Annotated in this window: 26 protein-coding genes and 1 other annotated feature; of the genes, 24 read left to right on the top strand and 2 right to left on the bottom strand. The window is 54.8% G+C overall.

Annotated elements, in window-relative coordinates; translation table 11 throughout:
- The first annotated feature begins 2 nt into the window (after positions 1 to 2).
- The 10 genes from minD to pheA all read left to right on the top strand — a co-directional run bounded on the left by minD (position 3) and on the right by pheA (position 7,421).
- Positions 3 to 806 carry a septum site-determining protein MinD gene (gene minD, locus ACTVDO_RS00585; RefSeq protein WP_020960740.1) on the top strand — a complete coding sequence of 268 codons (804 nt, stop codon included), beginning with the start codon at positions 3 to 5 and terminating at the stop codon, positions 804 to 806.
- 343 nt (positions 807 to 1,149) lie between these two features.
- Positions 1,150 to 1,917, top strand: a complete 768-nt coding sequence (locus tag ACTVDO_RS00590) for a M23 family metallopeptidase (RefSeq protein WP_020960739.1) — start codon at positions 1,150 to 1,152, stop codon at positions 1,915 to 1,917.
- A complete protein-coding gene (locus tag ACTVDO_RS00595; RefSeq protein ID WP_020960738.1) occupies positions 1,910 to 2,770 on the top strand; it encodes a site-2 protease family protein in 861 nt (286 codons plus the stop codon). The genes ACTVDO_RS00590 and ACTVDO_RS00595 overlap by 8 nt, the downstream gene beginning before the upstream one ends.
- A gap of 145 nt (positions 2,771 to 2,915) precedes the next feature.
- Positions 2,916 to 2,995: a sequence feature (ribosomal protein L21 leader region), on the top strand.
- Between the two features lie 15 nt (positions 2,996 to 3,010).
- Positions 3,011 to 3,319 (top strand): 50S ribosomal protein L21, encoded by a 309-nt coding sequence (gene rplU, locus ACTVDO_RS00600; protein WP_020960737.1) that lies wholly within the window; start codon positions 3,011 to 3,013, stop codon positions 3,317 to 3,319.
- 1 nt (position 3,320) lies between these two features.
- The gene (locus ACTVDO_RS00605; RefSeq protein ID WP_020960736.1) at positions 3,321 to 3,653 is read left to right on the top strand and encodes a ribosomal-processing cysteine protease Prp; all 333 of its coding nucleotides are present in this window, start codon (positions 3,321 to 3,323) and stop codon (positions 3,651 to 3,653) included.
- A gap of 15 nt (positions 3,654 to 3,668) precedes the next feature.
- Positions 3,669 to 3,959, top strand: coding sequence for a 50S ribosomal protein L27 (gene rpmA, locus ACTVDO_RS00610; RefSeq protein ID WP_008881065.1), 291 nt, complete (start codon positions 3,669 to 3,671; stop codon positions 3,957 to 3,959).
- Between the two features lie 174 nt (positions 3,960 to 4,133).
- Positions 4,134 to 4,694, top strand: a complete 561-nt coding sequence (locus tag ACTVDO_RS00615; RefSeq protein WP_442900864.1) for a Spo0B C-terminal domain-containing protein — start codon at positions 4,134 to 4,136, stop codon at positions 4,692 to 4,694.
- A 94-nt stretch (positions 4,695 to 4,788) separates the two neighbouring features.
- Positions 4,789 to 6,090 (top strand): GTPase ObgE, encoded by a 1,302-nt coding sequence (gene obgE, locus ACTVDO_RS00620; RefSeq protein ID WP_442900865.1) that lies wholly within the window; start codon positions 4,789 to 4,791, stop codon positions 6,088 to 6,090.
- Positions 6,091 to 6,107: 17 nt separating this feature from the next.
- Positions 6,108 to 6,551, top strand: coding sequence for an ACT domain-containing protein (locus ACTVDO_RS00625; protein ID WP_020960733.1), 444 nt, complete (start codon positions 6,108 to 6,110; stop codon positions 6,549 to 6,551).
- A 21-nt stretch (positions 6,552 to 6,572) separates the two neighbouring features.
- On the top strand, positions 6,573 to 7,421 hold the full coding sequence (gene pheA, locus ACTVDO_RS00630) for a prephenate dehydratase (RefSeq protein WP_442900866.1): 849 nt from the start codon (positions 6,573 to 6,575) through the stop codon (positions 7,419 to 7,421).
- A gap of 272 nt (positions 7,422 to 7,693) precedes the next feature.
- Here the strand turns inward: pheA and ACTVDO_RS00635 are convergent, their stop codons facing one another.
- Together ACTVDO_RS00635 and ACTVDO_RS00640 are read right to left on the bottom strand one after the other, a co-directional pair.
- Complete coding sequence (locus tag ACTVDO_RS00635) at positions 7,694 to 8,242, bottom strand: transcription repressor NadR (RefSeq protein WP_020960730.1); 549 nt, start codon at positions 8,240 to 8,242, stop codon at positions 7,694 to 7,696.
- On the bottom strand, positions 8,230 to 9,375 hold the full coding sequence (locus ACTVDO_RS00640; protein WP_442900867.1) for an IscS subfamily cysteine desulfurase: 1,146 nt from the start codon (positions 9,373 to 9,375) through the stop codon (positions 8,230 to 8,232). Before ACTVDO_RS00640 ends, ACTVDO_RS00635 begins: the two co-directional genes overlap by 13 nt.
- 68 nt (positions 9,376 to 9,443) lie before the next feature.
- On the opposite strand from ACTVDO_RS00640, the gene nadB reads away from it, so the two are divergent.
- The 14 genes from nadB to queA all read left to right on the top strand — a co-directional run bounded on the left by nadB (position 9,444) and on the right by queA (position 22,911).
- On the top strand, positions 9,444 to 11,042 hold the full coding sequence (nadB, locus tag ACTVDO_RS00645) for an L-aspartate oxidase (RefSeq protein WP_442900868.1): 1,599 nt from the start codon (positions 9,444 to 9,446) through the stop codon (positions 11,040 to 11,042).
- 31 nt (positions 11,043 to 11,073) lie between these two features.
- Positions 11,074 to 11,904: a carboxylating nicotinate-nucleotide diphosphorylase gene (nadC, locus tag ACTVDO_RS00650; protein WP_020960727.1), complete on the top strand. Its 831-nt coding sequence runs from the start codon at positions 11,074 to 11,076 to the stop codon at positions 11,902 to 11,904.
- A gap of 14 nt (positions 11,905 to 11,918) precedes the next feature.
- On the top strand, positions 11,919 to 13,022 hold the full coding sequence (nadA, locus tag ACTVDO_RS00655; protein WP_442900869.1) for a quinolinate synthase NadA: 1,104 nt from the start codon (positions 11,919 to 11,921) through the stop codon (positions 13,020 to 13,022).
- A gap of 157 nt (positions 13,023 to 13,179) precedes the next feature.
- Positions 13,180 to 14,847, top strand: coding sequence for a SafA/ExsA family spore coat assembly protein (gene safA / locus ACTVDO_RS00660; protein ID WP_442900870.1), 1,668 nt, complete (start codon positions 13,180 to 13,182; stop codon positions 14,845 to 14,847).
- Entirely contained in the window at positions 14,831 to 15,775 is a 945-nt protein-coding gene (locus ACTVDO_RS00665) for a phosphotransferase (RefSeq protein WP_020960724.1), read from the top strand. Before safA ends, ACTVDO_RS00665 begins: the two co-directional genes overlap by 17 nt.
- Before the next feature lie 35 nt (positions 15,776 to 15,810).
- Positions 15,811 to 16,551, top strand: coding sequence for an NAD(+) synthase (nadE, locus tag ACTVDO_RS00670; protein WP_442900871.1), 741 nt, complete (start codon positions 15,811 to 15,813; stop codon positions 16,549 to 16,551).
- A gap of 115 nt (positions 16,552 to 16,666) precedes the next feature.
- Positions 16,667 to 17,404 (top strand): YhcN/YlaJ family sporulation lipoprotein, encoded by a 738-nt coding sequence (locus ACTVDO_RS00675; RefSeq protein ID WP_020960722.1) that lies wholly within the window; start codon positions 16,667 to 16,669, stop codon positions 17,402 to 17,404.
- Between the two features lie 128 nt (positions 17,405 to 17,532).
- Positions 17,533 to 18,276 carry a YebC/PmpR family DNA-binding transcriptional regulator gene (locus tag ACTVDO_RS00680; protein ID WP_020960721.1) on the top strand — a complete coding sequence of 248 codons (744 nt, stop codon included), beginning with the start codon at positions 17,533 to 17,535 and terminating at the stop codon, positions 18,274 to 18,276.
- Positions 18,277 to 18,377: 101 nt separating this feature from the next.
- Positions 18,378 to 19,388: a DUF3231 family protein gene (locus ACTVDO_RS00685; RefSeq protein ID WP_020960720.1), complete on the top strand. Its 1,011-nt coding sequence runs from the start codon at positions 18,378 to 18,380 to the stop codon at positions 19,386 to 19,388.
- Between the two features lie 79 nt (positions 19,389 to 19,467).
- Positions 19,468 to 19,950 (top strand): intercompartmental signaling factor BofC, encoded by a 483-nt coding sequence (locus tag ACTVDO_RS00690; RefSeq protein WP_020960719.1) that lies wholly within the window; start codon positions 19,468 to 19,470, stop codon positions 19,948 to 19,950.
- Between the two features lie 99 nt (positions 19,951 to 20,049).
- The gene (gene ruvA / locus ACTVDO_RS00695) at positions 20,050 to 20,625 is read left to right on the top strand and encodes a Holliday junction branch migration protein RuvA (protein WP_442900872.1); all 576 of its coding nucleotides are present in this window, start codon (positions 20,050 to 20,052) and stop codon (positions 20,623 to 20,625) included.
- 37 nt (positions 20,626 to 20,662) lie between these two features.
- Positions 20,663 to 21,664 carry a Holliday junction branch migration DNA helicase RuvB gene (gene ruvB, locus ACTVDO_RS00700; protein ID WP_442900873.1) on the top strand — a complete coding sequence of 334 codons (1,002 nt, stop codon included), beginning with the start codon at positions 20,663 to 20,665 and terminating at the stop codon, positions 21,662 to 21,664.
- Entirely contained in the window at positions 21,661 to 21,867 is a 207-nt protein-coding gene (locus ACTVDO_RS00705) for a DUF2905 domain-containing protein (protein ID WP_442900874.1), read from the top strand. Before ruvB ends, ACTVDO_RS00705 begins: the two co-directional genes overlap by 4 nt.
- Positions 21,868 to 21,882: 15 nt before the next feature.
- Complete coding sequence (gene queA / locus ACTVDO_RS00710; RefSeq protein WP_020960715.1) at positions 21,883 to 22,911, top strand: tRNA preQ1(34) S-adenosylmethionine ribosyltransferase-isomerase QueA; 1,029 nt, start codon at positions 21,883 to 21,885, stop codon at positions 22,909 to 22,911.
- The last annotated feature ends 3 nt before the right edge of the window (positions 22,912 to 22,914 follow it).

Genomic DNA, 22,914 nt, shown 5'->3' on the forward strand with positions numbered 1-22,914 from the left:
CCGTGGGAGAAGCGATCGTCATCACTTCCGGGAAGGGCGGCGTCGGCAAAACGACGACGACCGCAAACCTTGGGACGGCCCTCGCCATTTTGGGGAAGCGGGTGTGCCTTGTCGATACGGACATCGGGCTGCGCAACCTCGATGTCGTGTTGGGGCTTGAAAACCGAATTATTTATGACCTAGTTGATGTCGTTGAAGGACGCTGTACGGTGCAAAAAGCGCTCGTCAAAGATAAGCGGTTCGATAACCACTTGTATTTGCTGCCGGCGGCGCAAACGAGCGACAAATCGGCGGTCAATCCGGGGCAGATGAAAGAGCTGGTCGAGCAGTTGAAGCAAGAATACGACTATGTGCTCATCGACTGCCCGGCCGGCATTGAACAAGGCTACCGCAACGCTGTCGCCGGCGCGGACGAGGCGATCGTCGTCACGACACCGGAAGTGTCGGCCGTCCGCGACGCCGACCGCATCATCGGCTTGCTTGAAGCGGAAGAGCACGTCAAACCGCCGCGCCTCGTCATTAACCGCATTCGCAGCCATATGGTGAAAAACGGTGATATGCTTGATGTGGATGAAATCGTCATGCATTTGTCGATCGAGCTGCTCGGCATTATCGCTGATGATGAGAACGTGATCAAAGCGTCGAATCGCGGCGAACCGATCGTCCTTGACCCAAGCAGCAAAGCGTCGGTTGCTTACCGCAACATCGCCCGCCGCATCCTCGGCGAATCGGTGCCGCTGCCGCCGCTCGAGGAAGAGGAGAAAGGGTTGTTCTCAAAGATTCGAAAAATATTTAGCCTGAAATAAGGGAATGGGGCAATTCCGACGGGAAATTGCCCTTTTTGTTTTGCCCATTACTTGCGGAAACCGGCGCCGGCGTGCGGCACGATAACAGGAGAGAATATTGAGGATAAAAGGGGGGAGACTAGGTCTCTTTTTTACTGATCGTGTAAATCGGCAAGGCGGGCTTGACGAAAACATTGCTTCTGTGTAAACGGCTGGCTGCAAACAGTCGTCCGCCTTTGGCGGCGACAAGCTTGCGCTCATCGAGGTGAGCCCGGTGGGGGCAGTGAAAAAACGCCTGCTCATATTCAAACGGGTTGTCTCATAAACTAGTACAAACGTGGTTAGAAAGGTGGAGGGGGGACGTATGGACCGACGCGTTCGGGAGATGAAAAAACGGATTGAAAAGCGGCGGAAAGAGCGCCACCATCAGGCAAAAAATCGCAGAGAGCCGGAGTGGGGGATGGCGGATGAGGAGCGGTACGGGCTTCCGGTTGTGACGTACGACCGCTATTCGTTTGAATCAGAGTCCCATCCGCTGTTCCGCAAAGAGTGGTTTCTCTTCAAAACGCTGATTGCGGCGTGCCTTGTGTTAATCACCGCCATTTTGTTCAAACATCCATCCGCTTCGCTCGAACCGGCGCGGCAGTTTGTCACGAGGGCGATGGAAACGGAATTTCAGTTTGCGGCTGTCTCAGCCTGGTATGAACAAACGTTTGGTGAGCCGCTCGCCTTTTTTGCGCCGAAAAAGGAGACAAAAACGGAGACGGCGTCCTCATACGCGGTGCCCGTTTCCGGCCGAGTGCTCGAAAGCTTTGAGCAAAATGGCCAAGGGGTGATGATTGAAACCGAGAGCGAGGCGAAAGTCGAGGCAATGAAAGAAGGGATTGTCACCTTTGCCGGCACAAAAGAAACCTTTGGGAAAACGGTCGTGATTCAGCACGCGGACGGCAGTGAAACGTGGTATGGCCATTTGGGAACCATTTCAGTGAAACTATACGACTTTGTCGAAATGGGAAAGGAAGTCGGAACTGCACAGGCAAGTGACGAAGACGAACAGAAAGGGTTGTTTTATTTTGCCATTAAGCAAGGGGATCAATTCATTGATCCGATCCAGGTGATTTCCTTTGAATAAGTATGTAGGGCTGCTTGGAAAGTTGCACGTTCATCCGTTATTATGGCTGATCGGCGGCATGGCGGTATTGACCGCCCACTTTAAGCAGCTTTGTTTGCTGTTTTTCATTATTCTCGTCCATGAGCTTGGCCATGCGGCGGCAGCCGCGTATTTTTCATGGCGGGTGAAGCGGATTTTGCTGCTGCCGTTCGGTGGAGTGGCTGAAGTGGAAGAGCATGGAAACCGGCCGTTTCGCGAGGAGTGGATCGTGACGCTCGCCGGCCCGGCACAGCATCTTTGGCTCGTAGCCGCAGCGTTTTTTTTATGGAAGGTCGGTTGGATGGATGACGGGAGCTGGGAGTTGTTTTTTCGCTATAATGTAGCGATCTTTGGGTTGAACTTGTTGCCCATTTGGCCGCTTGATGGCGGCAAACTGCTGTTTTTGCTCTTGTCGCATCGCCTCCCGTTCAGCGAGGCGCACCGACAGATGGTTGCGGTCTCGGCCGTTGTGCTTGCTGTCGGTATAGTTCTTTTGCTTCTCATGGCGCCGCGTCAGTTGGATTTATGGGTGATTGTTGCCTTTTTGGCGCATGCCATCCGGCAGGAGTGGAAGCAGCATCCGTATGTCGTCATGCGGTTTTTGCTTGAGCGGTATTATGGAAAAAAGGGGGATTACACAAGGCTGAAGACGATCACCGTATCGGCTGAGGAGCGCATCTCGGCCGTGCTGCACCGTTTTTACCGCGGGCAAAAGCACGCAATTGTTGTCACTGGCGAGGGCCGCGAGCGGATGACGCTTGATGAAAATGAGCTGTTGCACGCGTTTTTTGCCGAAAAGCGGATCGATGCGCCGCTTGGCGCGCTTATTTATTAAAGCGGCGACAGCCGCTTTTTTGTTGGCTGTCGTGGGGAAAATGGCAGTTGACGGTGGGCTGTTTCTATGGTACTATAGATGACGTTGTAGACGTTTTGTCCTTTGTAGAAAGGACAAAAGAGGGCAGCTGTCGCAAAATGACGCACCCGTACTACAACCGCTCAGCGCGGGTTGTGAAGCGTTCCATCCGGAACCGCCTTGACGCTGGCGAGTCTGAGTATCATGAAGGAGGTGCGACGTATGTACGCAATTATCGAAACTGGCGGCAAACAGTTGAAAGTGGAAGAAGGCCAAGAAATTTACATTGAAAAATTGGATGTCAATGAAGGCGATACGGTGACGTTTGACAAAGTGCTGTTCATCGGCGGGGAAACGGTGAAAATCGGCAACCCGACGGTCGAAGGTGCAACGGTCACGGCGAAAGTGCAAAAACATGGCCGGCAAAAGAAAATCATCGTCTTCAAATATAAAGCGAAAAAGAACTACCGCCGCAAACAAGGCCACCGTCAGCCGTACACTAAAGTCGTGATTGAAAAAATCAACGCATAAGATGATCCGCGTCACGATTGAACGGGAAGCGGGCGGCCGCATTCGCGCGTTTACGATGGATGGTCACGCCAAGTTTGCCAAGCGCGGGCACGACATCGTCTGCGCCGGCGCTTCGGCCGTCTCGTTTGGGACGATCAACGCCATCGAGGAGCTCACCGGCGTCCGTCCGCGCGTTATGCTCGGCCAAGACGGCGGCCATCTTCGCTGTGAGCTTCCGGAGTTGGAAGAAGCAGCGACGGCAGAGAAAGTGCAGCTTTTGCTCGAAGCGATGGTCGTCTCGCTAAAGACGATCGAACGCGATTACGGGAAATTTATTCGCGTGACATTGAGATAGCAGGAGGTGACTGTCATGCTGAGACTTGATTTGCAATTTTTCGCTTCGAAAAAAGGGGTCGGTTCGACGAAAAACGGCCGCGACTCAATCGCGAAACGCCTTGGCGCGAAACGCGCTGACGGCCAATTCGTGACGGGTGGCTCGATTTTGTACCGCCAACGCGGAACGAAAGTCCATCCGGGCTTGAACGTCGGCCGCGGCGGCGATGACACGCTGTACGCCAAAATCGACGGCATCGTCCGTTTCGAGCGGCTCGGTCGTGACCGCAAACGCGTGAGCGTCTATCCGGTCAGCCAAGAAGCGTAATACCATTTCGAAAAACTCTAACCGTCGCGGTTAGGGTTTTTCTTTTTCTGCTTGAAAAACCGCTCCCGTTCGATGCCAGAAAATGCTATAGTAAAAGTAAACTGTCCCCTGAGGAGGGGAAAGGATACAACAGGCGGCGCGGGAAGTTGCGCTGCATGAATAGGGGAGCGTTGCATGGAAAAGCGATGGACTGTCATCGAAGTGATGCGCCATGCCCGTCATGACTGGCTGAACAAAATCCAGCTCATTAAAGGCCACTTGGCGCTCAATAAAGTGGAACGGGTGCAAGAAATCATCAACGGCATTATCGGCGAGGCGCAGCAAGAAACGCGGTTGACGAACTTAAAGGCCGAGCGGTTTGCCGAGCTGATTATGACGTACAACTGGGAGCCGCACCCGATTTTTCTTGAATACGAAGTTGTGGGCGATGAGGCCGATTTATCGCTGTATGACGAACCGCTGAGCGAATGGTGCCGCCGATTTTTTCGCCTGCTTGAGGAACAGGCTGACGAGCAGAGAGAAAACCATTTATGTTTAACGATCGAGATCGGCCATGGACGGGCGGCGCTGTTTTTTGACGGCCGCGGCGCTTGGCGGGATGGCGAGGCCGTTCGCGCTTGGCTTGGGCGCTATGAGCCATCCGGGCCGCTTCGGCTCGTGTCGTTTGCCGTCGGTGCGGATGAATTGACGGTGGAGCTTGAGCTGCCGCCCTGTCCCGGAATATCTTATTCGTAAACACATATTGACAGCATTGAATTGGCTTTGTATACAATAATAAATATTAGCTACACTCATTTTGCCATGATGGAAGCGAATCGGAGGAACAACCATGTTTGTCGATCAAGTGAAAATTTACGTGAAAGGCGGGGACGGCGGCAACGGCATGGTTGCGTTCCGCCGGGAAAAATACGTTCCAAAAGGCGGGCCGGCCGGCGGGGATGGCGGCAAGGGCGGCGATGTGGTGTTCGTCGTGGACGAAGGGTTGCGCACATTGATGGATTTCCGCTACCAGCGCCATTTTAAAGCGCCGCGCGGCGAAAACGGCATGTCGAAAAACCAGCATGGGAAAAACGCGGAGGACTTGCTCGTCAAAGTGCCGCCTGGAACGGTCGTCATCGATGCGGACACAAACGAAGTGCTCGCTGATTTGACGGAGGAAGGGCAGCGCTTTGTCGTCGCCAAAGGTGGGCGCGGCGGACGCGGCAACACCCGGTTTGCGACTGCGGCCAATCCGGCGCCGGAAATCGCGGAAAACGGAGAGCCGGGCGAAGAGCGGAACGTCATTTTGGAGTTGAAGCTGCTCGCTGATGTCGGGCTCGTCGGCTTCCCAAGCGTCGGCAAATCGACGCTGCTGTCTGTCGTTTCCGCCGCACGGCCAAAAATCGCGGAATATCATTTTACGACGCTTGCCCCCAACTTAGGCGTTGTCGAAACAGAAGACGGCCGCAGTTTTGTCATGGCCGACTTGCCGGGGCTGATTGAAGGCGCCCATCAAGGGGTGGGGCTTGGACATCAGTTTTTGCGCCATATCGAGCGGACGCGCGTCATTGTCCATGTCATCGACATGGCGGCGGTGGAAGGACGCGATCCGTATGATGATTATGTCGTCATCAATGAGGAGCTGAAGCAGTACAATTTGCGTTTGACGGAACGGCCGCAAATTGTCGCTGCCAATAAAATGGACATGCCAAATGCGGAAGAAAATTTGCGCCGCTTCCGGGAAAAAATCGGCGAGGCGGTGCCCGTCTTTCCGATTTCGGCGGCGACGAGGCAAGGGGTGCGCGAGCTTTTGTTTGCCATTGCGGATTTATTGGAAACAACGCCGGAGTTCCCGCTCCATGAACCGGAAGAGCCGGCCGTGCAGCGCGTCGTCTATAAATACGAGAAAGAGGAGCCGCCGTTTACGATCACCCGCGGCAGCGACGGAGCGTTTGTTTTATCCGGCGACAAAATCGAGAAGCTGTTTAAGATGACCGATTTCTCGCGTGAGGAATCGGTGCGCCGCTTCGCCCGCCAGCTGCGGGCCATGGGGGTGGACGATGCGCTGCGCGAGCGCGGGGCGCAAGACGGCGACACCGTCCGGCTGCTCGATTACGAGTTTGAGTTTGTCGATGATTGGGATGAACGGTAAAAGCGGGGGAAGGTGCGGTGGAGAAAAAGTTTTATTTGGTGCGCGAAGACGTCTTGCCGGAAGCGATGAAAAAAGTCGTGCTTGCCAAACAGCTGCTTGAGCGGAAAAAAGCCGCCTCGGTCGCCGAGGCGGCGCAGCTTGCCAACATTAGCCGCGGCGTCTTTTACAAATATCGTGACGCCATTTTTCCGTTTCAGGCGGTGACGAAAGAGAACATCGTCACGCTGTTTTTCCATTTGGAGGACCGCTCGGGCACGCTGTCGCAGCTGCTTGGCGCTGTGGCCGCGGCCGGCTGCAACGTGCTGACGATTCACCAGACGATTCCGCTGCAAGGGCGGGCGAACGTGACGCTTTCCGTCAGCACGAACGATATGCGCGAAGACATTGATGAACTGTTGGCGAAGCTGAGAAGGTTTGAATTTGTCGAAAAAGTGGAAATTGTCGGTTCAGGAGTGTATTAAAGTAAGGGAGAGGCAACCAAAATGAAAATCGGCTATTTAGGACCGAAGGCGACGTTTACCGAAGCGGCGGTCGCGGCGCTGTTTCCGTCGGAACCGCGCGAGCCGTACGACACGATTCCCGACTGCATCGACGCCGTCGCCGCTGGGGAAATTGAAGCGGCCGTTGTGCCGCTTGAGAATGCGTTGGAAGGGTCGGTCAATTTAACGCTGGATTACTTAATTCATGAACAGCCGCTGCCGATCATTGGTGAAATCGTCGTTCCGATCGAGCAACATTTCATGGTGCACCCGTATTATGCGCCACATTGGCGCGAGGTCAAAGAGGTGTATTCGCATTCGCACGCCATTGCGCAGTGTCGCAAATTTTTACACACGGTGCTCAAAGGGGCGAAGCAAGTGCCGATGACATCGACGAGTGCTGCCGCCAAATTTGTGAGCGAACATCCGCACTTGCCGGTGGCAGCGATCGCCAATCGGTTGGCGGCGGGCGAATACGGTTTGACGATTGTACAGGAAAATATTCATGATTACGATTACAATCATACGCGCTTTATCGTCGTCAGCCGGAGCGGGCAGCCGCTTTCGCCTGCCTCGCCGCTTTATGCCGGCGATAAAACGACCGTGGTCGTGATGCTGCCGCAAGACCAGCCTGGTGCGCTCCATCAAGTGCTGTCGGCGTTCGCCTGGCGGCGGCTTAACTTGACAAAAATTGAGTCGCGCCCGGCGAAAACGGGGCTTGGCAACTACTTTTTTATCATTGATATTGATGCACCGCTTGATGAGGTGCTCATCCCGGGGGCGATCGCCGAGATCGAAGCGCTCGGCTGCACGGTGCAGTTGTTGGGCAGTTATCCTTATTATTTTGCCTAAAACGGGTAAAAAAACGCGAACGGTATGTTCCCGCTCGCGTTTTCTGTTTAGTTGGCCCCGTGACGCAATCTTGGTTGGCGGCTGTTCGGTAAGGGCATGCAGTTTCTCGTCTCAGAAGAGCTGACTGGGTGAAAAAAGCCGCTTCGCCGCCGTTTAAACCGATGGCGGGAAACGACTATTTTTTCAATCGGGTGGGAAACGATGATTTTTCGCGGCTTCTCCGTTAAGGAGACGTGGTTTTGCACTTCTTTCGCCTGAAATTCCCGGCTCTTTTAGGCTTCAATTAAAAAACCGGCTTGTGCCAAGGCGCGGCAGGCGGCATCGAGCTTTTCCGGTGAGTCAGCTTCAAGCGTATGCAAATGCGTCCCGTCTGTCAGCTGGAGCAAATATGCCGCTTTTGCCGCCTCAATTTTGGCGATAAACTGGTCGACTTCGAGGCGGTTGCTGACCATGACCGATGCGGTTAAATCGCCATAAACCGGATGTTCGATTTTGACGTCTTTCACCGTTACGCCGCAGTCGACGAGCAAATACAATTCTTCTTTCGTCTGCTTCGGGGTATGGGAGCAGGCGACTGTTCTCGTATACGTTTTGGCCGGCTCGGCCGGCTTTAAATACAAATAGCCTTGGCTTGTGGCGATAATCGGTTCGCTGCGCGCCTTTAACAGCGAAATATCTTGGACGATCACTTGGCGGCTGACGTTCGTTTTTGCCGCCAACTCCGCCCCGGTGAGCGGCGTCCCGCTTTCTTTCAGCCATTGCAAAATGAGCTGGCGTCGTGCTTCCCCTAAAATTTTCTTTTCTTCTTTCACCTTGTCCATGCCCCCCTTCGTGTTCGGATGAGCTGTTCCAATGTTGAAACTAATTGATCAATCTCGATTTCCGTCGTCGCCATACCGAGCGATACGCGAACAAACTGCTTTGCCTCCTCCGGAGTTTTGCCGACAGCGATCATCGTCCGCGATGGGGCTTGCAACCCGACTTGGCAGGCACTGCCGGTTGAAATGGCGATGCCGGCCCGGTTGCATTCGAGCATCACCAGTTGTCCGTCCAACCCGTTCACGATCAAACCGATAATGTGGGCGAGCCGGCAGTCGGGATGGCCTTCGACCGTGACCGGCAGCTGTTTGGCTGCTATGGCGTCAAGCAGCCGGCGGCGCAGCTGTTCAAGCCGCGTTTGTTCGCTTTCCATTCGCCCGTAAAGCCGCTTAGCGGCGGTGATGAAGGCAGCGATTCCCGGCACATTGACCGTTCCGGGCCGAAAGCCGGATTCGTGTGTCGTTCCCGGAAAGACGGGTTTCCAGTGAAGGTGCGGATCGATGTAGACGGCGCCGACCCCTTTCGGCCCGTATACTTTATGGGCGGAAATCGATACGCTGTCAATCGCCATCGCCTTGACGTCTAGCTGTATTTTAGCAAAAGTTTGCACGCAGTCGCTATGAAAAAGAATGCCGTGCGCCCGCAGCAGGCGGCCGATGTCGGCAAGCGGCTGGATGGTGCCGATTTCTGAGTTGGCGTGTTGAATGGAAGCAAGAATCGTCTGCGGCGTGATGGCCCGTTCCAAATCAGCGAGACGGATGCGTCCGAATCGGTCAACGGGCAAATATGTCACCGCATACCCTTCCGTTTCAAGCTGTTGAAACAAATGGTACAGTGAGGCGTGCTCGATTTCGGTGGTGATTAAATGATTTCCTTTATGACGACGGGCGGCAATGAGCGATCGAATAGCGAGCATATTCGCTTCCGTACCGCCGCTTGTGAAATACACTCCTTCCGTTTCCCCGTTGATCATAGCGGCAAGCTCGCGCCGGCATAATGTGAGCAATTGTTTCGCTTTTGTGCCGATGTCATGCAGGCTGCTTTCATTGCCAAAATAAACGGCCGCTGCTTCAGCATAGGCTGCGATGGCTTCCTCGCACATCGGCGTAGTCGCTGCATAGTCCAAATAAATCATAGTCCCCCGCCTTTTCGGTATTTTTTTGACAAACCTCTTGTCATTAGTTTAAATATGTGTAAATATAGATGTCAAGACAGGTGAAAAGAAAGGAGGATCCGGATGTGGGGAAAGACGGCATCATTATTGTCGGCAGCGGTCTTGCTGCTTTAACCGCTGCGTATTACTTGCGAGCGCAAGAAAATGTGACGATTTTCACAAAGAAAAGCCGGGTCGACAGCAACTCATGGCGGGCGCAAGGCGGGGTGGCAGCGGCTCTGGCGACCGGTGATGATTGGCGCACTCATTTCCATGACACGTTGATGGCCGGCTGTCATCATAACGATGCACGGATGGTTGAGTTGCTTGTGCGTGAAGGGCCAAAGCGGCTGCAAGAATGGATCGACGCCGGGATGGCGTTCGATACAGATGAACATGGCCGTCCCTGCTTTGGCCTTGAGGGGGGGCATAGCCACCGGCGCATTTTGCACGCTGGCGGCGACCAAACGGGCAAGGCGCTTGTTTCGTTTTTGCTTCAGCAGTTGAATGATCGTGTGCCGCTTGTCGAGGAGGAACAAGTGATTGACTTGTTGATCGAAGACGGCCGTTGCGTCGGGGTGAAAACGATGCGGAAAGACGGTCGTGTTTCCGTCTGGCGCGCGTCCGCTGTCGTGTTGGCGACCGGCGGCTGCGCCGGGTTGTATACGTTTACTTCAAACGCGCTGACAGCAACAGGCGACGGCATCGCCATGGCGTATCGCGCCGGGGCGGCGGTCGCTGATATGGAGTTTATCCAATTTCATCCGACGATGCTGGCTGCCGGGGGAAGAGCGGTCGGGCTTGTATCGGAAGCGGTGCGCGGCGAAGGGGCGGTACTGGAGACAGAAGACGGGCGGCGCGTGATGGACGGCGTGCATCCGCTTGGCGACTTGGCGCCGCGTGATGTTGTCGCCCGTGCGATCGTTGCGGAACTGGAACGCGGTGTCCGCGTCTATTTGAATATTTCCGCCGTGTCTCATTTCCGCCGCCGCTTTCCGACGATTGCCGCGCTATGTGAAGCACATGGCGTTGACCTTGAAGCCGGCCGCCTTCCCGTTGTGCCGGGCGCCCACTTTTTAATGGGCGGCATTGTTGTCAATGAATGGGGACAGACGACTGTGCCGGGCTTATATGCCATCGGAGAAGCGGCGTGTACTGGTGTGCACGGCGCCAACCGGTTGGCGAGCAATTCATTGCTTGAGGCGATCGTATTTGGCGCCCGCGTGGCTGACGCCATCAACTGCCAGGCGGGATGGCCAACGTCCGGGCGCCGCGCTGACCGGTCGGTTGACCGCCCGCCCTGCCTTTTGGCGCCGCCGCTTCCGGGGCGGGCGCACATCCGTGAGCAATTGTCCGCATCGGTCGGCATCGTCCGTGACAGAGAGCGGCTCCGTGAGGCGGTTGATTGGCTGGAACAGTTTTCCCTGCCGCATTGGCTCGAGGGAGATGTTGAGACGTTGGCGGCTGAGGAGATCGAAACAGGGTATATGCTTCTTGCCGGCTGGCTTGTTGCTTCGTCGGCGCTTCGCCGCACAGAAAGCCGCGGCGGCCACTACCGGAGCGATTTTCCGCATCCGCATCCGGACTGGCAAGGGCGGCGCCTCGTGCGGACAAAAGAAGAGTGGGCGTCTGCACCGGTCGGGCGATAAAGCGGAAGTGAGACCAAGAGGGGGCTGAGCGATGAATCGGTTAAAACTCGAACAGTTGTTGAGACACTTTTTTCTTGAAGATATCGGCGACGGTGATGTGACAAGTGACGCAATCTTCCCGGCTAACGAACGCGCAGCGGGCGTGTTTACAGCGAAAGCGGACGGGGTCGTGGCCGGCGTCGGTCTCCTTGCCGTCGGTTATCGGCTGCTTGATCCGCACATCGAGGTATCGGTCATGAAACAGGACGGGGAGCGAGTCGCAGCCGGCGAAACGATAGCGGCAGTATCCGGACCGGTCAGGCCGCTTCTTTCCGGCGAGCGCGTCATGTTAAATTTGCTTCAGCGCTTAAGCGGCATCGCCACTGTCACGCGCCAAGCGGTTGATCTGCTTGCCGGCAGCCATACGCGCATTTGCGACACAAGGAAAACAACGCCTGGGCTGCGCATGCTTGAAAAGTATGCTGTCACGTGTGGGGGTGGCTATAACCATCGCTTTGGCTTGTATGATGGTGTCATGATTAAAGACAACCATATCGCCTTTTGCGGGTCGATCACCAACGCGGTCAAAGCGGTGCGGGAGCGGCTCGGCCATATGGTGAAAATCGAGGTGGAAACGGAAACGGAAGCCGAGGTGCTCGAGGCGGTCGAAGCGGGGGCTGACGTCATTATGTTTGACAACCGAACGCCGGATGAAGTGCGTTCGTTCGTCCGGCTCGTGCCAACACCGATCATCACCGAAGCGTCCGGAGGGATTACGCTTGCCAACGTAGCAGCGTACGGCGCGACTGGCGTCGACTACATTTCGCTTGGATTTTTAACCCATTCCGCCGCGGCGCTTGACATTAGCTTTGATTTACAATGACAGGGGGAGAAAACATGAACGTACTTGAGCAGTTGAAACGGCTTGATGACATGCCGGAACGGTACAAAACAATGGAAAAAAGCGAGCTGGAAGCCCGCGCTCGGTCGGTAAAAGAACGGCTTGGACGCCGCCTGTTTATCCCCGGGCATCATTACCAAAAAGATGAAGTCATTCAGTTTGCCGATGCGACCGGCGATTCGCTTCAACTAGCCCAGCTGGCGGCAAAAAACGATGAAGCGGAGTATATCGTGTTTTGCGGCGTCCATTTTATGGCGGAAACGGCCGACATTTTAACGGGTGAGGAACAAGCGGTCATTTTGCCTGATCTGCGCGCCGGCTGTTCGATGGCCGATATGGCCGATCTTTTCCAAGTCGAGCGGGCGTGGGCGGCGCTCACAGACCGGTTTGGCGAAACGATCCTCCCGCTTGTGTACGTCAACTCGACAGCGGCGATTAAAGCGTTTGTCGGCCGCCATGGCGGGGCGACTGTGACGTCGTCCAACGCGAAAAACATCGTTCAGTGGGCTTTTTCGCAAAAAGAGCGGGTTTTCTTTTTGCCGGATCAACATTTGGGCAGAAATACTGCCTATGCGCTTGGCGTCAGCCTTGACGAGATGGCGGTTTGGGATCCGCATGAAGAATCGTTGCAATGCACCGGTGCGATTGATAACGTGAAAGTCATTCTTTGGAAAGGCCATTGTTCCGTGCATGAAAACTTTACCGTCCGGCAAATTGAGCAAATCCGGCGGACGAAGCCGGGAATGAACATTATCGTCCATCCGGAATGCAGTTGGGAAGTCGTTCAACAGGCGGATTACGCCGGATCGACGAAATATATTATTGAAACGATTCGCAACGCCCCGCCCGGCAGCCGGTGGGCCGTCGGGACGGAAATGAACCTAGTCAACCGGTTAAAGTATGAGCATCCGGACAAGGAAATTATTTCTTTAAATCCGTATATGTGCCCGTGTTTGACGATGAACCGAATCGATTTGCCGCACTTCGTTTGGGCGTTAGAATCACTTAGCGAAGGTATGGTCGTCAACCGCATTACCGTATTAAACGAAGTGGCGTTCGAAGCGAAACGGGCGCTCGACCGCATGCTTGCACTTGCCTAGTTCCTTTCCCTGGCGAGACGGGGCCGCCTCCGTCCAGCTGGGGATTTTTTTATCATAAATAGGCACTCATTGTCATACATTGTGTTGAAAGACGATAACACGAAACAAGCATCGGTCGGATAGAGTGCAAACAGTCTCGGTTTAGGAGGGGAACGGCGTGAAAATCCATATTGTTCAAAAGGGAGACACCCTTTGGAAAATTGCCCAAAAATACGGGGTTGATTTTGAACAATTGAAAAAGATAAATGGGCATTTGAGTGATCCCGATATGATTATGCCGGGAATGAAAGTGAAAGTGCCGACGGCAGGGGTGCCAATAAAAAAAGAATCAAAAATGTATGTAGCGCCGAAAAAGCCGAAAGTGGAAGAACATCCGTACGCAGAAGCGAAACCGTTCGTTTCGTTCAACATTGATACGGAACTTGACACAGCCGGCGGCTCCGTTCCGGAAAACGAAGCGCCAGTGAACGAAGCGCCAGCAGCTGCCAATAAGTTGCCGGCAGCGCCGGCGGCTGAAGCGCCAAAAGCGGCGATGAAAGAAACAGCCAAGGCGCCGGCGGTAGAAGCGCCAAAAGCGGTGGAGAAAGAAACAGCCAAGGCGCCGGCGGCCGAAGCGCCGAAAGCGGCGATGAAAGAAACAGCCAAGGCGCCGGCGGTAGAAGCGCCAAAAGCGGCGATGAAAGAAACAGCCAAGGCGCCGGCGGTAGAAGCGCCAAAAGCGGTGGAGAAAGAAACAGCCAAGGCGCCGGCGGCTGAAGCGCCGAAAGCGGTGGGGAAAGAAACAACCAAGGTGCCGGCGGCCGAAGCGCCGAAAGCGGTGGGGAAAGAAACAACCAAGGCGCCGACGGATGGAACATCGGAGGCAGTAGGGAAGGAGGAGGCGAACGTACCGGTCAATGAAGCACCGAACGTGCCGGTGAACGTAACCCCAAACGTGCCGGTCAATGAAGCACCGAACGTACCGGTGAACGAGGCCCCGACGGCACCGGCAGATTATACGCCGCCGCTTGCGCATACGATCCCGCCGGCCGCTCCGGCTTCTCACGTTTCGTTTGCCAAATCGTTGTCGAATCTGCCGCCGATTCCGCCAAAGCCGAGCAACATTTTGCCCGGCATGATGAAAGAGGAGATAGAGGAAAGTCCGGCTGAACTGAAAGCGGAACATGTAGCAGCGGAAAGTGAAGAAGTCCCGCCGCCGTTGCCGAACATCCCGCAAGTTCCGGTTGCACCGCCGGCGGCGCCAGTGTTTGGTATTGACCAAGGGTGTGTGCCGGTGACGCCGATTTTGCCAGGGACGGGATTTTATATGCCGCCGCTGCCGGCCATGCCGCCTTATTCCCCGCCGCCGGGTTTATCAGTAGCCGGGGAAAGCCCGGAAAGCAGTTCAGCGCCGTTTCCCGGCATTAGCGAAAGCAGCAGTGAATCTTTAGCGTCTCCGCCGCTTCCCGGACCGGGAGAACACGGGACTGCTGCTCCATTTGCTCCGCCGCCTGGAGCTGCTTTCGCCCAGACCGGTTCTGCCGCCGCACCGGGATATGCGCCGCCTGGAGTGTACGCGCCGCCAGCCGGGTATCCACCTTTTGGGTATATGCCTGTATATCCGCCGGTCCAATATTATGGAGGATACATGCCTTCCGGGACGTACGCGCCGCCGACTCCATACGGATATGCGCTCCAACAAGCTGCGCCGGCAATCCCGTGGCCTGGTGTCGTTTACCCGACAAGCCCGCCGGGATACGCACCATCGCCTGCCCCACCGGCCGCCCGTTCGCGTCTGTTTGCCGGGCCGCCGGATGAGGAGAGCGGGCATGGCGAGGAGCAGTAACCAAACAGAAAGAGACGCCGCCCGCCGTCTCTTTTTTCTTCTTAATCGCCATTGCCGTCTTGCTATTCGGCAGGCTGTGATGCTGAAACCGCATGTCATCGCCATCGTCACTTGGCACGGATCATTCATTGCGAAAGCGTACCGCTCGCTGGCGGCGGCCAGGCGGCAAGCTTGGCTGCTTGGCACCTTGCGCCGCGCCGGTTTTTTCGCCGCTCCGGCCGTTGTGCCGATCGGCCATGGAGGTGTGATCACCGCCGGGGGACGGTATTGGCTGTTGACGGAATATGTAGCCGATGCGCGTCCGCTCTCATTCGCAAACGAGCCCGACATATCGGACGGACTTCAAGTGCTAAATGGCTACCATTTGGCTACGGCGAGGATCGTCTACGGCGAGCAGGCGTCCATGTGGTTGCCGTCCGTGCAACTGTATGAAAAATGGCGCCGCCGTTACGACGAGTTTTTTCGACATTTGCCATTCATTGAAACGGTGATGGAAAAAGAGGACATCTCGTTCACGCTGCGTTGGGCGCATTACTGCCTGGAAACGTGCCGTGAGCATGCTCAAGAATTGGCAGCTGAGTCTGTTGCCATCATTCATGGCGATGTAGCGGCCCATAATTTTTTGCGTACTGCTGCTGGCCATGTATATATGATCGACTACGACACGGCTGCGCTCGCCTCGCCCGGGCTTGATTATTGGCAATACGCAAACCGTATTTTGCCGCATCTCGATTGGTCGTATTCGGCGCTCACCCGCTTTGCTCCGCTTAGACGTTGGCTGGAAAAACATTGGTTTTTGCATGCACTTTTGTTCCCTGCTGATGTATTTCGTGAATGGCGGCCGGCGGTCGCACGCCGCCGCCCGCTCGCATTGGACCGGGAGAAGCGGGAACGGTTTGTCCGCCGCCTTTGCGCTATGCTAAAATAAGGGATGGAATCTTTAGAAAAAGGAGTCGAAGGCGGATGCAAGAAAAAATCGACAAACTTGTGCAATGGCTGCGGGAGCAAGTGGCGTCAGCCGGCTTAAACGGGGCGGTAGTCGGCGTTAGCGGCGGCATCGACTCCGCTGTTGTCACCCATTTGATTAAACGGGCGTTTCCGGACCATTCACTCGGCCTCATCATGCCGTGCAAAAGCAATCCGAAGGATATGGAAGATGCGCTCAAAGTAGTGGAAAGTTGCGGTATTCAGCATCTCGTCATCGATTTGACCGAGGCGCATAAAGCGTTGTTCGGCGTGGTAGAAGCTGAGCTGAAAGCGATCGGGGATTGGGATGAAGAAAAAGCGCGGCTCGGCGATGCGAACACGAGGGCGCGCCTGCGCATGACGACGTTATACGCCGTCGCCAACAACTATGGTTACCTCGTTGTCGGCACAGACAATGCGGCGGAGTGGCATACCGGCTACTTTACGAAATACGGCGATGGCGGGGTCGATTTAGTGCCGCTCATTCACTTTACAAAAGGCGAAGTGCGTGAAATGGCCCGCCTGCTCGGCGTACCGGAAGAAATCGTCACGAAAGCGCCGAGCGCCGGATTATGGGAAGGACAGACAGATGAAAGTGAGATGGGCACGACATACGAAATGATTGATAAATACTTGAGAGGAGAAGACATTCCGGAACGGGATCGGAAAATTATTGAACAGTTGCACGAACGTTCGCATCATAAACGGCAGTTGGCCATTGCACCGCCTAAATTTTAGCGATCGCCTTGTTGGTGTGAACTGACAGCGATAACCCTCCTGCCTTTTCCGCAAGCTAATTGTAAGGCTGGCTTCATGCCAGCCTGGGGCGAAGGAAACCAAGGGGGGTTTTCCATTGAGATACGCGGTCAAATGGATCGGTGTGTTGTCGGCCGCCGGGTTGCTTGCTTCGTGTGCCAATTACGGGGCCAACGATGAAGGAGCCCGGCACTACAACAATGCGGCAAGACCGATCGGCTATTACTCGACGGAACAGGGCGATGATTTCCGCTACGGTCGTTACGGGACGAACGCGCTCAACTACGATAACAACTATATGTGGGCGCGCCGCGGACCGGCGGCCGACTATTTGGCCGAGAACGGCCGTCTCGGTGGGCCGGCGGCGACCCGGTTTGATACGGACGTTCCGGCTCTTCCGCGAGACGTCGATTTTGGTGACGGCGACTACAACTACCACGGGCATTTACATTCGCTGAATGTCGATCCGCATCCGTCGTATTACCGCAGCTATGACGGCGGTTTGGCTGAGGAGCTCTCACGCCGCGCCGCAGCAATAGGCGGGGTGGATGATGCACGCACGGTTGTTTACGGCGATCAAGCACTAATTGCCATTGCGACTGATGCCCGTCATCCCGAACGACTTGAAGAGCGTGTCGCCAAAGCGGTAGCCCCGTATGCCGACGGCAAACAGGTGCGTGTCACATCCAATCCGAGCATGTACAACCGCGTCCGTACGATTGACAACACCATTCGCCGCGGCGCGCCGATCAGTATGGAAGAGATTCGCCGCGATTTGCGCACCATTTTCATCGATGGTGATACGATTCAAGAGCGGCCGAGAAACACCCGCTAGCCGAGCAAGGGGGGCCATTGGCCCCTTTTTTACGTCTCGATGAGTGAACGGCGACTACGGCTGACATTTGCCGCGTTTTCTGCTATAGTAATATCGGACATTCCGTTGTGATGAGAGGAGAAATTTCGATGGCTGGACATTCGAAGTGGAAAAATATCCAACGGCGGAAAAACGCCCAAGATGCGAAGCGCGGCAAACTGTTTATGAAACTGGCGAAAGAAATTTATGTCGCCGCGAAAACCGGCGGAGGTGACCCGGCGGCCAACCCGGGCCTGCGTCTTGTCATTGAGAAGGCAAAGGCGGCCAATATGCCGGGCGAAAACATTGAACGGGCGATTAAAAAGGCAACGGGAAATCAGGAACATACCAGTTATGAGGAAATCCGTTATGAAGGATACGGGCCAGGCGGCGTCGCGGTCATGGTCGTCTGCCTTACGGATAATAAAAACCGCACCGCCGCCAACGTGCGTGCGGCTTTTTCGAAAAACGGGGGCAACTTGGGGGAAACGGGCTGCGTTTCTTATTTGTTTGAGCGCAAAGGATGGCTCGTCATCGACCGCGAGCAACACGATGTTGATGAGGACGAGCTGTTGCTTTTGGCGGTTGAAGCCGGTGCGGAGGAGATGGAAACGACAGACGAGTCGTTCGAAATTTATACGGCGCCCGAGTCGTTTGAGACGGTAAAAGAACAGCTCGAACAACAAGGACTAACGTTTGCCAACGCGGAAATTACGATGATCCCGCAAACATATACAACGTTATCGGGCGATGACTTGAAAAAAATGCTGAAGTTAATCGATGCGCTCGAAGATGATGACGACGTCCAAGAAGTGTACCATAACTTGGATGAATCGGTGCTTGAGGAAGAATAATATTCGTCGGCAGCACGCTGGCGATTTTTTTTTGCCTTAACTACATACAGCAGAAGGCCGCAGAACATAATAACAGGGAAACAAGGGGGTGCAAAAATATTATGGAAGGAAATGTTGCTTCATTAACAAGTACAGAGATTTCCAGTCTTTGGAGCACGTATATAAACGATAGCATCGTCGCTTGTCTGCTCACCCATTTTAGCGAAACGGTGACTGACGACGACATTCGCCCGCTCATCGCCGAAACGTTGAACGTCGCCAACGGGCATTTGCGCGCCATTGAACAGCTTTGTTCGGCTGAAGGGATCGCCAAGCCGATTGGTTATCCGGTCGAGAAGCACGTCTACCCAGGGGCCCCGAAGCTGTTCAGCGATGTTTTTTACCTTGAATATATATACCATATGTCGAAATTCGGCCTTACTTCCCACAGCGGGGCGATCGCCATGGCGTCGCGGCAAGATGTTGTCGATTTGTTCCGGCAGTTTTTGAATGAAGCGACCGACATTAACGACCGCGCCCGCCAATTGTTGCTTGAAAAAGGGGTGTACGTCCGTCCGCCGTATATGGCCTACCCGAAAGAGGTGGAATTCATCGAGCGGCAAAGCTTTTTAACCGGCTGGTTCGGCCCGCGCCGTCCGCTCTTGGCCATCGAAGTCGCCCATTTGTTTGCGACCGCGCGTAACAACGAAATTGGCAAGGCGACGTTGACAGGGTTTGCCCAAGTCGCCGGCGATCCGGAAATCCGCAACTTTTTCTTGCGCGGGGTGCGCGTCTGCTCGGACATTATGAACACGGTCCATGACGTCTTGCGGGAAAGCGACGTGCCGACTGTGATGTCGTCCGATGTGACGGTGACTGATTCCACGAAACCGCCATTTTCCGATCAGTTAATGATGGCGGTCATTAACGCCCTGTCCGCGATTGGCACGGCGGAATACGGGGCGGCAATGGCGGCCAGTCTCCGCCGCGATATTATCGCTTTATATGCCAGTCTGATCACCAAAGCCGGCGCTTTTACCGAGGACGGGGTCAACATGATGATCGACCGCCGCTGGCTTGAATACCCACCGCATTTTGTAGACCGGCGGCAGCTTGCCTTGCAAAAAGGCTAACGGAACAGGAATAAAATGGCGTCTATCGGCGAAACTAATGATGTAAGGAAACCATCATGTCGGAAGAGAGGAACGGACAATGCGAATTCTTTCCATCATGTTGTTGATTGCTGCGGTCGTGTTGCCGACTCATCAGACGTTCGCCGAGCCGGCGCCGGTTAACATGACGATTGTGCTGCAACAGCAATATTTAGACGGAGAGATCAGCGAGGAGAAACGAACGGAAACGGTCTTTTCGTTAACAGAAATATGGAAAAAATACCGCGACTGGCAGCTTATTACCCTTGATGACCGAACGATTGTTTTTCGCAAAACGGTTAACGATATTTCTCCGTTGCTCAAAACAAATGGTTATTTCGGGATTACAGACGATGGCACGTTGTCCATTTTTAACGGCAAGCCGGGCCGCTCGAGTGAAATTATTCAGTCGTTTTTCCAAATCGACGTGCAAAAACTCGAAAGCCGCCAGCAAGAAAAACTAAAGAAAGGAATTCGCGTCCTCTCGAAAGAGCAATATGAACAAGTGATCAGAATGTATCGCCATTTTGCGATTGTGCAATAAAATGGAATCCCGTGGTGTGAAGCGCATCACGGGATTTGTTTTTGCTATAATGAAATCGTATGATACAATGAAAGGACGAGAAAAGGAGAGGAGTACCCATTGATCGAGTTTATCCGCGGGTATGTCGATTACGTCTGTCCCGAATATGTTGTGATCGACCACCATGGCATCGGCTACGAAATTTTGACTCCGAACCCGTTTGTCTTTCGCGAGAGTCGCGCGGCGATGGTGACAGTGTATACATACGAATACGTGCGTGAAGATGTGCACGCCTTATACGGATTTCTAACGCGTGAAGAGCGGAACTTGTTCGCGAAACTGCTCCAAGTGTCCGGCATCGGACCGAAAGGGGGGCTCGCCATTTTGGCGGCCGGCCGTCCGGATGAGCTCGTGCAGGCGATCGAGGAAGAAAATGAGGCGTTTTTATGCAAGTTTCCAGGGGTTGGGAAAAAGACGGCCCGGCAAATGATTTTAGATTTAAAAGGAAAGCTTACAGTGTTTTCGGCCCCGCGCCCGGCCGCCCCCATTTCCGGGGAACTTGCCGAGGCGGTCGTTGCGCTCAAGGCGCTCGGTTATGCGGAACGGGAAATCGAGAAAATTATTCCGGCGCTCCGCGAAGAAACGATGTCGACGGAACAGTACATAAAACGGGCGCTGGCGCTGTTGTTGAAATAAAGGGTGGCCGGCAATCGGCCAAAGGGGAGGGACGACGGTGGACGAACGGCTTGTATCCGGCGCCGCTTTAGGTGGCGAGGCGGCGTTCGAACCAAACTTGCGCCCGCAATATTTGCATGAATATATCGGGCAAGATAAGGTGAAAGAAAACTTGCGAGTGTTTATTGAAGCGGCCAAGCTGCGCGAGGAGACGCTTGATCACGTCTTGCTGTATGGACCGCCGGGACTTGGAAAAACGACGCTCGCCGCCGTGATTGCGAATGAAATGGGGGTCAGGATGCGGACGACATCCGGGCCGGCGCTCGAGCGGCCCGGTGATTTGGCGGCGCTTTTGACATCGCTTGAGCCTGGGGATGTGCTGTTTATTGACGAAATCCATCGATTGCCGCGAACGGTTGAAGAAGTGCTGTACCCGGCGATGGAAGATTACTGTTTGGACATTATGATCGGCAAAGGGCCAGAAGCGCGTTCGCTCCGCCTTGATTTGCCGCCGTTTACGCTTGTCGGGGCGACAACAAGAGCCGGGGCGCTATCCGCGCCGCTGCGCGACCGGTTTGGCGTCATCAGCCGGCTCGAATATTACCAAGTGGACCAATTGGCGCAAATTGTTGAGCGGGCGGCCGCCATTTTGCATATTATAATCAACGATGAGGCGGCGCTTGAGCTGGCTCGTCGGGCGCGCGGCACGCCGCGCATTGCCAACCGGCTGCTCCGCCGTGTCCGCGATTTTGCCCAAGTGCGCGGGGACGGGGAAATTACGCTGCCGCTCGCCGTTGAGGCGCTTGAGCGGCTGCAAGTTGACCGGCTCGGGCTTGATCACATTGACCATAAGCTGCTTTTGGCGATTATTGAAAAATTTGCCGGCGGTCCGGTCGGGCTTGAAACGATAGCCGCTGTGGTCGGGGAAGAAGCGCAAACGATTGAGGAAGTGTATGAGCCGTATTTGCTGCAAATCGGCTTGTTGCAGCGGACGCCGCGCGGGCGTGTCGCTACGCCGGCGGCGTATGCCCATTTCGAAATGGAGGTTCCGAAGCGGTGAACAGCTTGCCGAAGTTGATTATGACAATTGGCGCTGTGCTTATCATTGTCGGGTTTGTCATGCAGTTTGTCAAACTCGGCCGCTTGCCGGGGGATATCGTCATTCGCAAAGGAAATATGACATTTTATTTTCCGATCGTGACATCGATCGTGCTAAGTGTCGTGTTATCTTTCATTTTTTATGTGCTCGGGCGATTTCGCTAAAGAAAGGAGAATTTGATGAAAGTCGACTTGTTTGATTTTCATTTGCCAGAAGAGCTTATTGCACAAACGCCGCTCCCAGACCGGGCGGCGTCAAGGCTTATGGTGCTGGATAAACAAACGGGCGCCATTCGCCATGAAACATTTCGCAACATTATTTCGTACTTGAATCCGGGCGATTGCCTCGTCTTAAACGATACTCGCGTCATGCCGGCGCGTCTGTATGGGGAAAAAGCGGAAACGGGCGGGATGATCGAAGTGCTGCTTTTAAAGCAGCTGGACGGTGACCGTTGGGAGACGCTTGTTAAGCCGGGCAAACGGGTCAAGCCGGGAACAAAGCTCACGTTTGGCGGCGGGAAACTTCAAGCCGTCTGTCTTGATACGCTTGAGCACGGCGGCCGGGTGCTTGAGTTTTCGTATGAAGGATTGTTTTATGAAGTGTTGGCCGAGCTTGGTGAGATGCCGCTGCCGCCGTATATTAAGGAAAAGCTCGACAACCCGGAGCGTTATCAGACGGTGTACGCCCGCGAAATTGGCTCGGCGGCGGCACCAACGGCCGGCCTTCATTTTACCGAGGAGCTGCTCGAGGACATCCGCCAAAAAGGGGTACATATCGCCTTTATTACGCTTCATGTCGGGCTCGGCACATTCCGGCCGGTCCAAGTGGATGACGTTGAGAAACACGATATGCACGCTGAGTTTTACCAAATGGGCGAGGAAACAGCGGCGATATTGAACCGTGTACGCGCAAACGGCGGTCGCATTATCGCCGTCGGGACGACATCCACGAGGACGCTTGAGACGATCGCCGGTCGGCATGGCGGCCGGTTTGCCGCTGAGAGCGGCTGGACGGATATTTTCATTTACCCGGGTTACGAATTTAAAGGTATTGACGGGCTCGTGACGAACTTCCATTTGCCGAAATCGACACTCATCATGCTCGTGAGTGCGCTTGCCGGCCGCGAGCATATTTTGCACGCGTATGAAACAGCGGTCAAAGAGCGGTACCGCTTTTTCAGCTTCGGCGATGCAATGCTCATCATTTAAGAA

The organism is Geobacillus sp. BK01 (assembly GCF_052220245.1).
GTDB lineage: Bacteria > Bacillota > Bacilli > Bacillales > Anoxybacillaceae > Geobacillus.

Bases quoted from the DNA above. Each gene is read 5' to 3' on its own strand.
- ACTVDO_RS00640 (WP_442900867.1), bottom strand. From the start codon at position 9,375: ATGATTTATTTGGACTATGCAGCGACTACGCCGATGTGCGAGGAAGCC.
- nadE (WP_442900871.1), top strand. From the start codon at position 15,811: ATGCAAGAAAAAATCGACAAACTTGTGCAATGGCTGCGGGAGCAAGTG.
- nadA (WP_442900869.1), top strand. From the start codon at position 11,919: ATGAACGTACTTGAGCAGTTGAAACGGCTTGATGACATGCCGGAACGG.
- ACTVDO_RS00680 (WP_020960721.1), top strand. From the start codon at position 17,533: ATGGCTGGACATTCGAAGTGGAAAAATATCCAACGGCGGAAAAACGCC.
- nadB (WP_442900868.1), top strand. From the start codon at position 9,444: ATGTCAAGACAGGTGAAAAGAAAGGAGGATCCGGATGTGGGGAAAGAC.
- ACTVDO_RS00690 (WP_020960719.1), top strand. From the start codon at position 19,468: ATGCGAATTCTTTCCATCATGTTGTTGATTGCTGCGGTCGTGTTGCCG.
- pheA (WP_442900866.1), top strand. From the start codon at position 6,573: ATGAAAATCGGCTATTTAGGACCGAAGGCGACGTTTACCGAAGCGGCG.
- obgE (WP_442900865.1), top strand. From the start codon at position 4,789: ATGTTTGTCGATCAAGTGAAAATTTACGTGAAAGGCGGGGACGGCGGC.
- ACTVDO_RS00685 (WP_020960720.1), top strand. From the start codon at position 18,378: ATGGAAGGAAATGTTGCTTCATTAACAAGTACAGAGATTTCCAGTCTT.
- rplU (WP_020960737.1), top strand. From the start codon at position 3,011: ATGTACGCAATTATCGAAACTGGCGGCAAACAGTTGAAAGTGGAAGAA.
- nadC (WP_020960727.1), top strand. From the start codon at position 11,074: ATGAATCGGTTAAAACTCGAACAGTTGTTGAGACACTTTTTTCTTGAA.
- ACTVDO_RS00590 (WP_020960739.1), top strand. From the start codon at position 1,150: ATGGACCGACGCGTTCGGGAGATGAAAAAACGGATTGAAAAGCGGCGG.
- ACTVDO_RS00635 (WP_020960730.1), bottom strand. From the start codon at position 8,242: ATGGACAAGGTGAAAGAAGAAAAGAAAATTTTAGGGGAAGCACGACGC.
- rpmA (WP_008881065.1), top strand. From the start codon at position 3,669: ATGCTGAGACTTGATTTGCAATTTTTCGCTTCGAAAAAAGGGGTCGGT.
- ACTVDO_RS00605 (WP_020960736.1), top strand. From the start codon at position 3,321: ATGATCCGCGTCACGATTGAACGGGAAGCGGGCGGCCGCATTCGCGCG.
- queA (WP_020960715.1), top strand. From the start codon at position 21,883: ATGAAAGTCGACTTGTTTGATTTTCATTTGCCAGAAGAGCTTATTGCA.
- ACTVDO_RS00665 (WP_020960724.1), top strand. From the start codon at position 14,831: ATGGCGAGGAGCAGTAACCAAACAGAAAGAGACGCCGCCCGCCGTCTC.
- ACTVDO_RS00615 (WP_442900864.1), top strand. From the start codon at position 4,134: ATGGAAAAGCGATGGACTGTCATCGAAGTGATGCGCCATGCCCGTCAT.